Here is a 15,907-nt window from a genome sequence, read left to right as displayed (position 1 = left end):
GTTAATAGCCGAGGCAAGTGTGCCGAGGCTTCTTTTTGTGAGGGGAGTGTACTTGTTTGCAAGCTTTAATTCAAGCTTTTTCTACGGATAGCGACTTTCAAACGATCGTGACAGGCCTCAGGTCCGAAATGAAAGAGCAGCTCGTTGCCGGACTCACCGGTTCCTCCAGGCAGGTAATGATTGCCACTCTTACGCGAGAGTTAGCGCGCCCGCTGTTCATTGTTACTCACAATATGTTCGCCGCTCAGAAAATAGCGGAGGATTTACTAGAATGTCTATCACCAGATGAAGTGCTGCTCTACCCATCTCAAGAGCTTCTGACGACAGAAGAAGCGGCTTCCAGCCCTGAGATGCTAGCGCAGCGTATTGACGTTCTCACCAAGTTAGCTGGCGGTTTCCGTGGGGTTGTTATAGCTCCTTTTGCTGGGGTGCGTCGATTGCTTCCGCTCAAGCAAGTATTCGAGGAATCCCGCGTTACGATCAACGTAGGAGATACCGTGCAATTGGATGAGCTCCTTGGCGCTTTATCCAGCCTGGGTTACGAGCGCGTGGAGCGGGTTGAGACCAAAGGTGAAATGAGCGTGCGCGGCGGAATTCTGGATTTATTTCCGCTAACGTCGGAGAACGCCATTCGGATTGAGCTGTTCGATGTCGAAGTTGATTCTATTCGTACTTTTGATGTAAGTGACCAGCGTTCAATTGATAAATTAAACGCGATAACGATTCCCCCTTGCCGCGAGATTCAAGCGGATAGAAAGCGGTTACAATCGGCCGCGCAGCATGCTTATGAGCTGCTTCAAGCGCAGCTGGAGAAAATGACGGACCGATCAGCCAAAGACAAGCTGCTCGAAGGCATCGGACATGATATTGAACTGCTTCGTGAAGGGCAGACGTTCCCTGGTATTTATAAATATATTTCGCTTTTATATACGGAAAGACAGACCCTCATGGACTACATGCCAAAGGATACTGTGCTTATCATCGACGAACCTGCCCGATTGCTGGAGACAGCAAAGCAGCTAGAACGTGACGAGGCAGAGTGGATGATGCATGCGCTGACAGAGGGGAAGAGCTTGCCGGCTTTTGTGCTGTCCAAATCGTATGAAACTCTGCTGCATCGCAGGCCTTTCCCGACCTTATATGTATCGCTATTCCTGCGCCAAGTGGCTGGGATTCAACCGCAAAATATCGTTAACTTCGTTTGCCGGGTCATGCAAAACTTCCATGGACAAATGAATCTCCTCAAAGCGGAGATGGAACGCTGGAAGAAAAATGGAAGCAATGTCATTTTGCTGGCAAACGGGGAGGACCGTGCTGAACGTGTTCGGCGAGTGCTTCAGGACTACCAAATTGACGTCCCCGAAATTGTAGATGGGAATCTGCAGACAGGGTTTGAAATGCCTTCGATCCATTTGGTCGTCATCACGGAAGGCGAAATCTTCACACAGAAACAGCGTAAAGCGCGTAAGGTCGAGAAGAAGCTGGAGAACGCTGAGCGTATCAAAAGCTATCAAGAGCTTAAGGTTGGCGATTATGTTGTTCACGTGAATCATGGGATCGGGAAGTATGTTGGGATAGGCACCTTGGAAGTGGGCGGTATTCATAAGGATTACCTGCACATCATGTATGCTGGCGGCGACAAGCTGTCTGTACCAATTGACCAGATTGATTTGATCCAGAAATATGTAGGTTCCGAAGAGAAGGAACCGAAGGTTTATAAGCTCGGAGGCGCTGACTGGGCTAGAGTGAAGAGCAAGGCGCGGGCATCCGTTAAGGATATTGCCGATGAGCTGATCAAGCTCTATGCAGAGCGCCAAGCGGCAACCGGCTACGGATTTAGTAAAGACAGCTCCTATCAAAACGAATTCGAAGCGATGTTCCCTTACGATGAAACGCGGGATCAGCTTCGCGCGATCGAAGAAATTAAGGGAGACATGGAGAAAGCGCGTCCGATGGACCGTTTGCTTTGCGGCGACGTGGGCTATGGGAAGACGGAAGTTGCGGTACGCGCGGCCTTCAAGGCAGCGATTGACGGCAAACAGGTTGCTGTTTTGGTGCCAACGACGATTTTGGCTCAGCAGCATTACGAAACATTCCGTGAACGGTTCTCGGGCTATCCTTTTAACGTAAAAGTACTAAGCCGTTTCCGCTCCAAGAAGGAGCAGACTGAAGTTATGAAAGGCGTCAAGAAAGGGACGGTTGACGTCGTTATTGGTACTCACCGGCTATTGTCTCAGGACGTGCAGTTCAAAGATCTTGGTTTACTGATAGTCGATGAGGAGCAGCGTTTTGGCGTGTCCCACAAAGAAAAGCTGAAACGTCTCAAGACGAATGTGGACGTGCTAACACTGACGGCAACACCGATTCCGAGAACATTACACATGTCCATGTTAGGTGTTCGTGATTTATCGGTCATCGAGACTCCGCCGGAAAATCGTTTCCCTGTCCAGACTTATGTGGTCGAGTACGGACCTACACTTGTTCGAGAAGCGATTGAACGGGAATTAGCGCGTGAAGGCCAAGTGTATTATTTATATAACCGTGTACAAGGTATTACTCAAATCGCTGATCAGATCTCCATGATGATTCCGGATGCCCGTGTTACTGTGGCACATGGACAAATGGGCGAGCAGGAGCTGGAAAAGACGATCCTTGATTTCCTCGATGGGGAATACGATGTGCTCGTAAGCACCAGTATTATCGAGACGGGTGTCGATATTCCGAATGTCAACACACTGATTGTTCACGATGCGGATAAAATGGGGCTGTCCCAGCTCTATCAGCTGCGTGGACGAGTAGGACGTTCTAATCGCGTAGCGTATGCTTATTTCACGTATCAGCGTGATAAAGTGCTCACGGAAGTGGCGGAGAAACGCCTTCAAGCGATTAAAGAGTTTACAGAACTTGGATCAGGCTTTAAAATTGCGATGAGGGATTTATCTATTCGTGGTGCTGGTAATTTGCTTGGCGCAGAGCAGCATGGTTTCATTGCATCTGTCGGATTTGATTTATACTCCCAAATGCTAGCAGAAGAAATTGCAAAGCTGAAACTAGAAATAGATGGGGAAGCTGTCATTCCGGAACCGGAGTGGAATACTTCCATCGATATACAATTGGATGCGTACTTACCATCCGACTACATCTACGACAGCATGCAAAAAATCGAAATCTACAAAAAAGTGGCCGCCATTCGAACGTTGGAAGAAGCCGCGGATCTGCATGATGAGCTTGTTGATCGTTTCGGCGATCTGCCGCAGGCCGTGTTCAACTTACTGTCAGTGGCTCGTTTGAAAGCATACGGTTCGGAGTACCGGATAGAAACGATCAGCCAAAAAGGGGATGATTACCTAATCAAGGTTCATATTGACCAGAATGGCAGGCTGGAAGGACAGAAGCTTATCGCATTGTCCAAAGGCTTTGATGGTCGAATCAAGTTGAACGCGGACCCGCAGCTTCATATTGTTATTCGATGTAAAGGCATGAAACCAGAAGCTTCCATCGAATTGGTGGAGAAGTTTCTGGTACAATATAAGGATGTTCTGAAAACGAAAGGGGAATTACAGGATGTTGCCAAATGATACTAGCAAACAACGACGTTTTTCGAAAAAATGGATTTTAAGCATGGTAGCATTGCTCCTTGCATTTTCAGTGCTAAGTGCATGTGGAAGTAAAAAGGAAGGTGCAGCAACAGCTTCACCTTCACCTGCCTCTACTGCAGCGGCTACAGGTAACCCGAGTGACGTGATTGCTACGTATAAAGAGGGCGGTAAAATTACACGCGGCGAGTTTAACTCTTTCATCAATGTGAACAAAATGTTCTCACCGCAGCTAGCGCAATTCATGACAGACCCTGCTTTTCAACAAGATATGTTGAAGCAAATGGTTACTTTCCGTGTTCTGTCGGCTAAAGCGGATGATAAAGTGAAAGCTGATGCTGACAAACAAGTGACGGAGCAAATGAAAGCCATCACGGATTACTTCGGTAAGCAAGAAGGCGGAATGGACAAGCAGTTAAAAGACAATGGTATCGAGCTTAAGGATATCGAGTCATTAATGAAAATGAGCTTCTACACCATGGGCAGCATGGAGAGTAAAATAACCGATCAAGCTGTTCAAGATTCCTACAAAGAACAAGCGGCTACTCATGCCTTTGATATTGCAACAGTTAGCCACATTCTGATCTCTTTGAAGGATGCAGCTACACAAAAAGATTTGCGTACCAAAGATGAAGCTTTGGCAAGAGCCAAAGAAGTGAAAGGGAAACTGGATAAAGGCGGCGATTTCGCAGCACTTGCGAAAGAATATTCCGACGACCCAGGCTCCAAAGACGCTGGCGGTACGTATAAAGATGCGGACATCAATCAATGGGTGCCTGAATTCAAACAAGCAGCTAGTACGCTTCCTTTGAACACGATCAGTGATCCTGTTGAATCCTCTTTCGGTTACCACGTTATGAAAGTAGAGTCCAGAAGCACAAAGCCACTGGATGATACGCTCAAAACACAAATCAAATCTCAGCTTGCGGAGAAATCCTTATCTGAATTTGCAGAGAAAGAATATCCGAACTTGATTCAAACCAACAATCTGCCGAAACCGGAAGCGAGCCCAGCTCCAGCTGCAAGTCCAGCGGCAAGTCCGGCACCAAGTCCAGCTGCAAAGTAAGAACTTACCAGGATGTCCGATAGCGGGCATCCTGTTTTTATTTGTTACCACATAAGAAAGCAAATATAAGTTTTCGGTTCACGAAAACAGCTTTCTTATTGGCGATAAAATCTACCATATATAGGGATCTTTGGTCGGTCGGAGACCAAAGTCTCTCCACTGCTAAGCGCGGTCGCTCATCATTGAATTTCTTCGATATAGATTTTCTCATTTTTGGACATGATAAGCGCAGCAGGATGCAAAGCTAAATAAAGTAAATTCCGTAGTAAAAGCGTCTGCATAGAAGAATGGGAAGTGAAGAATACTATGGATAGAATTCGAGTTCCCACCAAATCCCGATCTAGCATACAAGATTTCATGCTCCTGTCGTATCTAATTACTGAGCGGAAAGTGAGGCATCTAGAGGTATGAAAGCAACTGGAATTGTCCGTCGGATAGATGATTTAGGGAGAGTTGTTATTCCCAAGGAAATACGACGCACACTACGCATTCGCGAAGGTGACCCTTTGGAAATTTTCGTGGATCGAGATGGTGAAGTGATTCTTAAGAAGTATTCACCGATTGGTGAACTTGGTGATTTTGCCAAGGAGTATGCGGAATCGTTATTTGAAAGTACGAATCATGTCGCCCTGATCTCAGATCGAGATAACATTATTGCGATGGCTGGGGGGTCCAAAAAAGACTATTTCGAAAAGTCGGTTGGATCGATCGTTGAATCCTGTATGGAAAATCGCAAAGCGATTCTGGAAAGCGGAAGTGGTCAATTTGAGCTTATCAAAGATACAAATGAAACATTTTCTTCTTTCGTAGCCGCTCCGATTGTAGCCGGTGGTGACCCTATTGGATGCGTCATTTTGCTCTCCAAAGATGATAATGTGAAAATGGGGAATATGGAAGTTAAGATGGTGGAGACTGCCGCTGGATTTTTGGCAAAGCAGATGGAGCAATGAAAGAAAAATAAGACATAAAGGCTTCCTTACCGAGATGCCCCCGCATCTGTAAGTGAAGCTTTTTTTGTCTGCCATGACGGATTTCGTTATAATATGTCTATATGCATGAAGTCAGGGTAGAGGAGAAGTAAGATGGGGGACACCGACAAGGGGCATCAAGATGATAAAGAGGGGCTCCAGAGGAATGTCGGTAAACAGGGTGCCAAGCTGTTAAGAGGTGCTGCTCTACTTGGGGCTGCCGCTATTCTCTCTAAACTATTGGGAACACTGCAGAAGATTCCGCTGCAAAATGTAGCCGGTGATACGGCTTTTGGTATTTATAATGCGGTTTATCCGCTCTATATTCTAATTTTGTTCGCGGCTACAGCCGGATTTCCGGTAGCTGTATCCAAGTTCGTAGCCGAACGGGCTATTGATGGTGATCATCAAGGGGCTAGACGTATTGTCCATGTCTCCACAGCCATATTATTGGGCTCCGGTTTTGTAGTGTTTGTTCTGTTGTACTTCGGAGCTAGAGAGATCGCCAGTTGGATCGGCATTAGCCAGACAGAAAGGGCGATCCGAAGCGTATCCTTCGCACTGCTGCTATCCCCGATGCTCGCTGTCCTGCGCGGCTATTTCCAAGGGTATCAGAATATGGTGCCGACGGCTGTTTCACAAGTGATTGAGCAGCTAATAAGGGTGATTACCATGGTCGCGCTGCTGCTCTATATGGTGGCCTTAGCTTATGACGAGGAGTGGATTGCTGCTGGGGCTACGTTTGGCTCGGTAACAGGTGCTGCGGCTGGGCTGTCGGTGATGTATGTTTATTGGCGGAAAGCGATGAGGCAGGAGCGGGATCGGATACGGGAGCATGGAGTGAATGAAGAGGACCGGTGGCAGTCTGGGGATATAGAGGGACAGAGGCAGTATGTAATGAGTGAAGGTGACGGGCTGCTGTCTAAAGAGTGTAATTTGCGGCCAGATGATGGTATGCAAAAAGCGAGCGGGATGCATCACAAGATGCAGCGTAGGCAGGGGCCGAGGGGTGGAAGTCGACAAGAAGACGGGCTGCATCCTGAGGAGTGGAACAGGCTGTGGCCGCATGATGGAAAGCGAAAGGATGGCGTGCTGCCGCAGAAGGAACTCTCCTCCTGGGAGTGGGCGAAGCGTATTACGGTTTATGCGATTCCTGTTTGTTTGGGTGCTATCGTGGTTCCTTTGCTCACGCTTGTCGACACGTTTACCATGCCGCGACTTCTTGAGGCTGCACAAGGGAGCGAGGGAGAGGCTATGCGGCAGTTCGGGCTGTATAACCGAGGGCTTCCTCTCGTTCAGCTCGTTGTCATGATCGCTTCCTCTATGTCCGCCGTGCTTGTTCCAGCTCTCGCAGAAGCCAAGGCAAGAAGGCAGGACGAACTCATCCGCTTTAGGGCTGAGATGGCGATAAGGCTCTCCTGGCTCATCGGGCTTGGAGCCTCGTTCGGACTTGCCTTTGCAGCAGTGCCGATTAACGTGATGCTTTACAAAAGTAATGAGGCCAGCTGGACGATGGCCGTGCTGGCCTTCACGGCCTTGTTTAGTACGCTGAACGCTGTCTCGGCCAGCGTTCTCCAGGGGGCCGGCGCGATCCGCACGCCGGTGAAGGCCTTGCTCGTTGCCATCGTGCTGAAAGCACTCGGCAACGTGGTGTTGATGCCCCGCTGGGGCATCGACGGCGCCGCGCTGAGCGCGGTGATCGCCTATGCCGCTGCGGCGGGGCTGAATCTGGTGCAGCTGCGCCGCTGCACCGGGGCGCGCTTCGCGCTGCGGCCGTACGCCGTCAGCCCCACGCTTGCCGTGGGGCTCATGGGCGGCTGCCTTGCAGCGCTGCAGCTGTTGGCCATGCCTGCTGCCGCGGCATGGCACGTGCCTGAGCGATTGAGCGCTAGCGCAATCGCCTTGGTATGCGTAGTCGGCGGCGCAGCCGTCTACGCGCTCACGCTGCTGCGCAGCGGCAGCATCAGCCGCGAGGAGCTGCGGCTGATGCCGGAGCTGGACCGGAAGCTGGCGCCGGTCCTGGCGAAGCTATGGCCGGCGAAGGCATCAGCCGGCCCCCGCGACCACGGCTAACGCATCTTACTCTGGTTAATAAGCTGCAAAAACTACAGTAAAATCAATGTTACATCGTTGTTTTTAGTCAATTTGCTGCATTTCCTACAGTTAAATTTCGTCTAAACAGCCGAATCGACTGATTTCCTCTATTTTAGCTGCACATTTTGCAGCAAAACTTGCTGGATATGAGTTGTTTTCTCAGATTACCTGCACTATCTGCAGCAAACGTCGGTTGGGATGGGGAAAGGTGTGGTAGCTCTGGATAGTGGTTTTGAGCTCAGAATACCTGCACTATCTGCAGCAAACGTCGGTTGGGATGGGGAAAGGTGTGGTAGCTCTGGATAGTGGTTTTGAGCTCAGAATACCTGCACTATCTGCAGCAAACGTCGTTTGGGTGGGGAACAGGTGTGGTAGCTCTGAACAGTGGTTTTGAACTCGGATTACCCGCGCTATCTACAGCAAACGTCAGTTGGATGGGGAACAGGTGTGGTAGCTCTGAACAGTGGTTTTGAACTCGGATTACCCGCGCTATCTACAGCAAACGTCAGTTGGGATGCGGAACAGGTGTGGTAGCTCTGGATAGTGGTTTTGAGCTCAGAATACCTGCACTATCTGCAGCAAACGTCGTTTGGATGGGGAACAGGTGTGGTAGCTCTGAACAGTGGTTTTGAGCTCGGATTACCTGCGCTATCTACAGCAAACGTCAGTTGGGATGCGGAACAGGTGTGGTAGCTCTGGATAGTGGTTTTGAGCTCGGATTACCTGCACTATCTACAACTAACATTGGTCAGGCTGGTCCTGACTAGCATAGAAATTTTTCGCATAATCCTTATATCCCATCGTTACATATAGCAGTCAACCAACAATCAGGAGGTGTTTCCTAATGTCAACAACCAACCCGCAAATAACCGTCCTCGGACTCGGAACGGGAGACGAAGACCAGCTCACACTAGGTGTCTGGAAAAAGCTGCAGCTGGCCGCCAAGGAGCAAGCGGTGCTTTACCTGCGAACGAAAGATCATCCGATGGTTCAGATGTTGGATATGAACCAGATTCCTTACCAAACGTTCGACGAGAATTACTTAGCGCACCAAAGCTTCGAACAAGTGTATGAATCGATCGCAGAGGCGCTCATCCAGTCCGCCAAGACGCAAGCTTTCGAGGTTATTTATGCAGTGCCAGGCCATCCGATGGTGGCGGAATATACGGTGCAGCTTCTGAAACAACGCTGTCCGTCCGAGGGCATCTCGCTCCAAATCATCGGCGGGGAGAGCTTTCTGGATCAAGCGTTTCTACGTTTTGGTTTTGACCCGATTGATGGCTTTCAATTGCTTGACGCGACCAGCCTGAGCCGTTATACTCTTAATCCGCAGCTTCATACGGTTATTGGACAAGTGTATGATAGCCTTACGGCATCAGATCTTAAGATTAGTCTCATGGATGCTTATTCGGATGATTACCGTGTTGTCGTTGGTCATTCCTTGGGTGTAGCAGGTGAGGAACAGTTGATCGAGGTCCCCCTGCATGAGCTCGATCATGTAAAGGGGTACGGCAATCTATCCCTTGTCTGGGTGCCGAAGAGTGAAAAGGATGAAGATTATTACCGCACTTTTGGCCGATTGCATGAAATTGTACAAATCCTGCGCAGCCCGGAAGGCTGCGCCTGGGATCGTGAGCAGACGCATGCCAGCCTGCGCAAAAATCTCATCGAAGAAGCGTACGAGGTTCTTGAGACGATTGACGAGGACGATCCGGAGCACATGTGTGAGGAGCTCGGCGATCTGCTTTTACAAGTGATGCTGCATGCGCAGATGGAAGAGGAAATTGGCACGTTCACCGTTTATGATGTCATCGCTACGTTGAATGAGAAACTCATCCGCCGTCACCCTCATGTATTCGGTGAGAACAAGGCTGAGGATGCCGACGAAGCTCTTGTTAACTGGAATGCCATGAAGGCTGAGGAGAAGCGTAAGAAGGGCATTGATATCACGAAGCAATCCGTACTGGACGGAGTGCCGCGCGAGCTGCCAGGCCTCATGAAGGCGCTGAAGCTTCAGAAGAAAGCAGCGACAGTTGGTTTTGATTGGTCAGAGCTTGAAGATGTCCTGAATAAGGTGGAAGAAGAGCTAACCGAGCTTCGCGAAGCCATCGCTAATCCATCCGAAGCAGGGGCTCAAGATCGGCTCGAGGAGCTGGGCGACGTCCTTTTCTCCATCGTCAATGTCGCTAGATTCCTGAAGGTTGATCCGGAAGAGGCTATCGCGCAGACGAACCGCAAATTCGTCCAAAGATTCTCATATATCGAAGATCAACTACGTTTAAGAGGGCTTTCTTTTGAACAAACTGAATTATCAGAGATGGAAAATTTATGGCAGGAAGCAAAAAAAGTTGCAAAACTTGGGCAGGGATAGAAGGATTTTGCCGAAAAAAGCAGAATATTAAATTTGGTGTAAGGTTGAATATGGAAATATAAGATAGGGATCTTTGAACAAAGTTCAAATTCTCTCAGCTTTGCAAATTGGCTACATAGTAGAAGACTAGATCTTCAAACATTTTTGGGAGGTAAAGAAACCACATGAACAAAACAGATTTGATCAACAACATTGCAGAAAAAAGCGGACTTACTAAGAAAGACGTTGAAGTTGTACTTAACGGATTCCTTGGTGAAGTAACGGACGCTCTTTCATCCGGAGATAAAGTTCAATTAATCGGTTTCGGAACTTTCGAAACTCGCAAACGTTCTGGTCGTACAGGCCGTAACCCGCAAACAGGCAACCCAATCGTGATCGCGGAATCCAATGTTCCTGCTTTCAAAGCGGGCAACAAGCTTAAAGACGCTGTAAAATAATGCGTATCGATAAGTTTCTCAAAGTATCTCGTCTCATCAAACGTCGTACCGTGGCGAAGGATGTGTCCGATCAAGGGCGTGTCTGGATTAACGGTAGAGACGCCAAAGCGAGTACACACGTGAAAGTCGGAGATGAGCTCTCTATTCAGTTCGGTCAGAAAAAAGTGACGATTCGAGTGGAAGTTCTATCAGAGTCAACTCGCAAAGAAGACGCTGCTCAGATGTACACGCTGATTAAGGAAGAAGCTTTTCAATCCGAATAACCCTGTAAGTTGTGAAATAGCCTGAGATTCCTGAATAGGGGTCTTGGGCTATTTTTATATTTAAATATCGGGTTTTGCATGGTTCTAAAAGAGGACATCCTCCCATATCGTAGTGGTAGATGAAGGAGGGGTACAGGCCATGATTGAACCCGTGAAAAACACGAATAAGCGGCAAGAAATTAAAATGCTGAATCGCAAGCTCTTGGAGATCTCCGGAGTTTTGAACGTTGAAAGCTTTGACAGTGAAGAGTTCCTCCTTGAAACGGAAATGGGCTACTTGATGATTAAAGGACAGAATTTGCACATCAAGAACTTAAGTTTGGAACAAGGGTTGGTCGCCATAGAAGGAATCATTCACGAATTAGCTTATGTAGATGGAAATACCCAGGAGAAATCCAAGGGGTTCCTTGGTAAGTTATTCAAGTGACCCTTAACGTTCAGTTCCATACGATCTTCATGATGTTCCTGAGCGGAATCGCCATAGGTGCGATCTTCGATGTGTTTCGTGTGCTCTCTGGCAAGCTGAGATTGCCGCGTTGGACGATTCCGTTCATTGATATGGTTTATTGGATTGTGGCGACAATCCTCGTGTTCCGTCTGCTCATTTACAGTAATGAAGGACAAGTTCGTGTATTTATTTTTCTCGGGATGGGGATTGGTATATGCTTTTATTTCGCCTTCCTCAGCAATGGGGTCATCCGGCTTACGCTGCTTCTCATTCGAATTACGATTGCTATCTACCGTATCATTGCTAAAACTGTCGAAATTATCCTGATCAAACCGATTATTGGCTTATATCGTCTAACTGTGATTATTTTGGGCTTTTTACTAGCTGTAGCTATATTCCTTTATAGAATTGTGCTACAATTGCTTTATCCTGTGTGGAGATTACTCCTTTGGATGACTCGGCCTGTGCATAAATATTTTGTTATCCCTGTTTGGTTGAAGAAACTTAAGGGTAATATCATATTGATCTTTCGCAGGTTATTCTCAAAGTAGGAGGCATTCCTATTCATGCATGCTAAAGCAACCGTTCCATCCAAGCGCAGCAACAGTGTAGGCTCGAAACGAAGACTGCGTTTTCTAATGATTTTTGTCCTATGTTTTATGAGCTGGGCTGCTGTGAACATCTGGGGGCAGTTCGCTAAGCTGCAAGAGAAGAGTAGTGTCGTAGCGAATATGGAGCAACAGCTTGTTGAGTCCAAGAAACTCAAAGAGCAAACAACGAAAGAAATCGCTCGACTTCATAATGACGAGTATTTGGATCAAATTATTCGTCGAGATTTTCATTATAGTAAAACCGGAGAGACGCCACTAAGTGTTTCAAAGTCGCAATAAAAATCAACAAGAAGAAGAGGCTGTTGCCGTGTTGACCGTGGTTTCTGCATCGGTTATAATCGGCGTAGCCAGTGTTTTCAACATTTTAAGGGAGGAACATTTTACTTTATGGCAATTGAAGTTGGCACCAAGTTAGAGGGTAGAGTGACGGGGATTACTCACTTTGGAGCATTCGTCGAGCTTGCTGAAGGAGTTACCGGTCTTGTTCACATTTCGGAGATCGCGGACAACTATGTGAAAGACGTTAATGACCATTTAAAGCTGGATGACAAAGTATTGGTCAAAGTGATTAACGTGGACAAGGATGGCAAGATCGGACTGTCGATCAAGCAGACGGTTGACAAGCCAGTTGAGGAAAGACCAGCTCGTCCTGAACGTACAGGTGGCAGCAGCTATCAAGGACGTCCAAGTGGAGATCGTCCAGGAGGCTACCAAGGTGGTCGTCCAAGTAGCGGCGGAGAACGTAGTGGTCCTCCAAGCGGTGGTCCCGGTGGTGGTGGCGGTCGTCCAGGTGGCGGCGGTGGCTTCAATCGAGGCGGCGGCGGTGGTGGTCGCGGCGGCTTTAACAAGCAGCAAGGCGGAGCTAGACCGTTTTCGTTCGAAGATAAAGTATCTCGGTTCCTTAAAGATAGTGAAGAGCGGATTTCGTCTTTGAAAAAGAACACCGAGTCCAAACGCGGTGGCCGAGGCGGAAGAAGAGATTAATAGATGCAGTAACGAACCACATTCGCTTAGGCGGGTGTGGTTTTTTTTTATCCAAGTGTCAAATCGTTAAAATAACGTAAAGAACAATCGACATGGAATTACGGGTATCTCCCCCATACGCAGGGCGAAAGTTCGAGGCAATCAGACTTTTGGAAACGTTTTCGATACGGTAAAACGAGACTAGGCAAGGGCTGAGGCATGGTGACAAGGCGAACGCGGCTTGTCGGAAATTTCTTTGAATCTATCAACTCATTCTGACAAACTTTCTGCTAGATTGTCTCTATACTAGAGAAACAAATAAGGAATGAATGGATGGTGTTCGAAAACATGCAGAGAAGAAGCTTAGGCACAGTGATTGGTGGCGGTTGGTCGGGATTGTGGCAGAAAGCGAAAACAGGCGCACATAGCGCTGCCGTGGAAAATCGATTCGTACAAGCCTTTGTAGCTAAGAAGTGGTCTTTACTGCTCATCGTGATGGCTTTCTTACTCGGTCGTGCGATGATTTTGGAACAGCTATCTCCGTTTGCGCTTGCGTTCATTGCTGTCATTTATTTTACAAGGAGAGATATTTTACACTGGGTAGGTGTCGCTGCATTTGCTGGAAGCCTATTCTCGCTGAGTTCGAATACGGGTTATCTAGTTACGGAGATCATCGTTTTCTTACTTATCCAAAAAGCTTTGGAGAAATTCGAACGCTCCGATATTTCCTTAGCACCGCTTCTTGTATTCAGCTCGACCTTACTGGTTCAGCTCTTTGCAGAGCTTGTAGTCTCAAACTTAAGCTGGTATACGCTAATGATGGTTTCCGTTGAGGCACTGCTAAGTCTAGTGCTGACGCTAATTTTTATTCAAGCAATTCCTGTATTTACGCTTACCCGCAAGAACTACCATTTGAAACATGAAGAAATTATATGTCTGATTATCTTGTTAGCCTCTGTGATGACAGGAACGGTGAGCTGGGTTGTGGGTCCAATCACCGTAGAACATGTGCTTTCTCGTTATTTAATACTATTATTTGCGCTGGTGGGAGGAGCGCCTTTCGGAGCCTCGGTAGGAGTCATAACAGGATTAATCCTAAGTCTTGCGAATAGTAATGCAGTTTATCAAATGAGTTTACTGGCTTTCTCAGGGATGTTAGCAGGGCTTCTCAAAGATGGTAATCGATTGGCCGTTGCTTTCGGAATGCTTCTGGGGTCATCGATACTTGCCTTTTATATGGGATCGGGAGCTGATGTGATCAACTCTACATGGGAGTCGCTTGCAGCTGTTGCGCTGTTCCTGTTGACACCGCGGAGTCTGATTCTGACTCTTGCTAAATATGTGCCCGGCACGCAGGAAAATCTGAAATCCCAACAGGACTATGCGAAGCGGGTTCGGGATGTTACGGCAGGACGTGTGGAACAATTTTCTGAAGTGTTCCGCCAGCTGGCGCGCAGCTTTAAGCAGTTGACGACGGATGATGCGGTGAGCCGCAAGGAGGAGGATGTCGGCCATTTTATGAATGCGGTTGCGCAGAAGGCTTGTGATTCCTGCTGGAAAAAGAGCCAGTGCTGGGATCAAAAATTTTATCAAACCTATACGTATATGACCGATATGATGACCCAAATTGAGATGAAGGAGAGTATGACGAAGAAGAATATTCCACCGGAGTGGAGGAAGGTATGTATTCGTACGGATCAAGTGCTGGATGTGATGAAGCAGCAGTATAGTTTGTACAAGAATGATTTGCATTGGAAAAAGCAGATTATGGATAGCCGACATCTCGTCGCGGACCAGCTTTCGGGCGTGTCCCAAGTCATGGAGGACTTGGCCAAGGAGATTAAACGGGAAGGACAGGAGCTGTTCCTTCAAGAAGAGCAAATTCGTAATGCCCTGGAGGAGCTGGGCTTATCCATCCATACCATCGATATCATTTCCTTGGATGAAGGAAATATCGAGATTGAGATCATTCATCAATATACGAAGGGCTTCGATGAATGTCGGAAAATCATTGCGCCGCTCTTGAGCGAAATTATCGGCGAGAATGTCGCCGTCATGCGCGAGGAAATGCATGAGCGCGGCGAGGGCTACAGCACGGTCGTATTCGGCTCCGCTAAGGAATACGAGGTTGAGACCGGGGTCGCCGGCGCAGCCAAAGGCGGCGACCTTTTCTCGGGCGACAGCTTCTCCACGGTGGAGCTGGGCAATGGCAAGTATGCCGTGGCGCTAAGCGACGGCATGGGTAACGGCGAGCGCGCGCGTGCGGAGAGCCAGACGGCTCTGAGCATCCTGCAGCAGCTGCTGCAGTCAGGGATGGACGAGAAGCTGGCGATCAAATCGCTGAACTCGGTGTTGATGCTGCGCTCTTCGGACGAGATGTACGCGACCGTAGATATGGCCTTGATCGACATGTACAGTGCAAACACAACGTTCATGAAGATTGGCTCTACCCCTAGCTTCATTAAGCGCGGGACGGAAGTGATTTCGATATCGGCGAATAATCTGCCAGTCGGCATCCTGAGTGAGATTGATGTTGATCTGGTCTCGATTCCGCTCCAATCGGGTGATATCCTTGTCATGATGACAGACGGTATTTACGATGCACCGGGACATGCGGTAAACAAAGAGATGTGGATGAAGCGGATGATTCAGGAAATTGATACGACGATGCCGCAGGATTTTGCGGACTGTTTATTAGAAAGGATTTTCCGCCACCATCATGGCGAAATTCAAGATGATATGACCGTCGTTGTTGCACGTGTCGAGAAGAGGCAGCCGGAGTGGGCCACATTCCGGTGGCCAGGAATTACGCGAATGGAGCGTCCCAAGACGGTTAGCTAATGGAGGAATAGAAGCCATAACAGCTCATTTGCTGTTATGGCTTTTTGTGCGCTGCTATTCCCTATATACAGAATGGAATAGCATTAGTAGAATTTATTTATATATCAAACGATGGGGTCAACGTCTTCAAGTTAGCTAATTTTTTTCCGATATAATGCATATCTGGATTCCGCCTATTGTGGAAAATGCCGTTCGGATAACTGTGTAGGAATGGAGCAAGCTCGCAAATTATACGGAGAAGGCTTACAT

Annotated in this window: 15 protein-coding genes; 14 read left to right on the top strand and 1 reads right to left on the bottom strand. The window is 48.0% G+C overall.

What is annotated here, in order from left to right; all coding sequences use genetic code 11:
- Positions 1-56 precede the first annotated feature (56 nt).
- On the top strand, positions 57-3,578 hold the full coding sequence (gene mfd / locus AC58U0_RS31615) for a transcription-repair coupling factor (RefSeq protein WP_497382766.1): 3,522 nt from the start codon (positions 57-59) through the stop codon (positions 3,576-3,578).
- Positions 3,565-4,662, top strand: a complete 1,098-nt coding sequence (locus tag AC58U0_RS31610; RefSeq protein WP_497382765.1) for a peptidylprolyl isomerase — start codon at positions 3,565-3,567, stop codon at positions 4,660-4,662. Before mfd ends, AC58U0_RS31610 begins: the two co-directional genes overlap by 14 nt.
- Positions 4,663-4,841: 179 nt before the next feature.
- Here the strand turns inward: AC58U0_RS31610 and AC58U0_RS31605 are convergent, their stop codons facing one another.
- The gene (locus AC58U0_RS31605) at positions 4,842-5,009 is read right to left on the bottom strand and encodes a hypothetical protein (protein ID WP_497382764.1); all 168 of its coding nucleotides are present in this window, start codon (positions 5,007-5,009) and stop codon (positions 4,842-4,844) included.
- 60 nt (positions 5,010-5,069) lie between these two features.
- On the opposite strand from AC58U0_RS31605, the gene spoVT reads away from it, so the two are divergent.
- The 12 genes from spoVT (at position 5,070) to spoIIE (ending at position 15,658) form a co-directional block, all read left to right on the top strand.
- Positions 5,070-5,612, top strand: a complete 543-nt coding sequence (spoVT, locus tag AC58U0_RS31600; RefSeq protein ID WP_497382763.1) for a stage V sporulation protein T — start codon at positions 5,070-5,072, stop codon at positions 5,610-5,612.
- A 132-nt stretch (positions 5,613-5,744) separates the two neighbouring features.
- The gene (locus AC58U0_RS31595; RefSeq protein WP_497382762.1) at positions 5,745-7,703 is read left to right on the top strand and encodes a putative polysaccharide biosynthesis protein; all 1,959 of its coding nucleotides are present in this window, start codon (positions 5,745-5,747) and stop codon (positions 7,701-7,703) included.
- 405 nt (positions 7,704-8,108) lie between these two features.
- A complete protein-coding gene (locus AC58U0_RS31590) occupies positions 8,109-8,258 on the top strand; it encodes a hypothetical protein (RefSeq protein ID WP_497382761.1) in 150 nt (49 codons plus the stop codon).
- A 15-nt stretch (positions 8,259-8,273) separates the two neighbouring features.
- Positions 8,274-8,417 carry a hypothetical protein gene (locus tag AC58U0_RS31585; RefSeq protein WP_497382760.1) on the top strand — a complete coding sequence of 48 codons (144 nt, stop codon included), beginning with the start codon at positions 8,274-8,276 and terminating at the stop codon, positions 8,415-8,417.
- 151 nt (positions 8,418-8,568) lie between these two features.
- Complete coding sequence (yabN, locus tag AC58U0_RS31580) at positions 8,569-10,095, top strand: bifunctional methyltransferase/pyrophosphohydrolase YabN (protein ID WP_497382759.1); 1,527 nt, start codon at positions 8,569-8,571, stop codon at positions 10,093-10,095.
- Positions 10,096-10,259: 164 nt separating this feature from the next.
- Positions 10,260-10,532: an HU family DNA-binding protein gene (locus AC58U0_RS31575; RefSeq protein ID WP_029197991.1), complete on the top strand. Its 273-nt coding sequence runs from the start codon at positions 10,260-10,262 to the stop codon at positions 10,530-10,532.
- Complete coding sequence (locus AC58U0_RS31570) at positions 10,532-10,795, top strand: RNA-binding S4 domain-containing protein (protein WP_497382758.1); 264 nt, start codon at positions 10,532-10,534, stop codon at positions 10,793-10,795. The genes AC58U0_RS31575 and AC58U0_RS31570 overlap by 1 nt, the downstream gene beginning before the upstream one ends.
- A gap of 139 nt (positions 10,796-10,934) precedes the next feature.
- Positions 10,935-11,222 (top strand): sporulation protein YabP, encoded by a 288-nt coding sequence (gene yabP / locus AC58U0_RS31565; RefSeq protein WP_029197777.1) that lies wholly within the window; start codon positions 10,935-10,937, stop codon positions 11,220-11,222.
- On the top strand, positions 11,219-11,794 hold the full coding sequence (yabQ, locus tag AC58U0_RS31560) for a spore cortex biosynthesis protein YabQ (RefSeq protein ID WP_497382757.1): 576 nt from the start codon (positions 11,219-11,221) through the stop codon (positions 11,792-11,794). The genes yabP and yabQ overlap by 4 nt, the downstream gene beginning before the upstream one ends.
- A 15-nt stretch (positions 11,795-11,809) precedes the next feature.
- On the top strand, positions 11,810-12,133 hold the full coding sequence (locus AC58U0_RS31555; RefSeq protein ID WP_171649120.1) for an FtsB family cell division protein: 324 nt from the start codon (positions 11,810-11,812) through the stop codon (positions 12,131-12,133).
- Between the two features lie 108 nt (positions 12,134-12,241).
- On the top strand, positions 12,242-12,838 hold the full coding sequence (locus AC58U0_RS31550) for a S1 domain-containing RNA-binding protein (RefSeq protein WP_056833811.1): 597 nt from the start codon (positions 12,242-12,244) through the stop codon (positions 12,836-12,838).
- Positions 12,839-13,165: 327 nt separating this feature from the next.
- On the top strand, positions 13,166-15,658 hold the full coding sequence (gene spoIIE, locus AC58U0_RS31545) for a stage II sporulation protein E (protein WP_057303852.1): 2,493 nt from the start codon (positions 13,166-13,168) through the stop codon (positions 15,656-15,658).
- The last annotated feature ends 249 nt before the right edge of the window (positions 15,659-15,907 follow it).

The sequence above is a fragment of the Paenibacillus sp. J31P190 genome, assembly GCF_059692075.1.
Note: the sequence above shows the minus strand (reverse complement) of the source record. Positions and strands in the feature narration are given on the sequence as shown.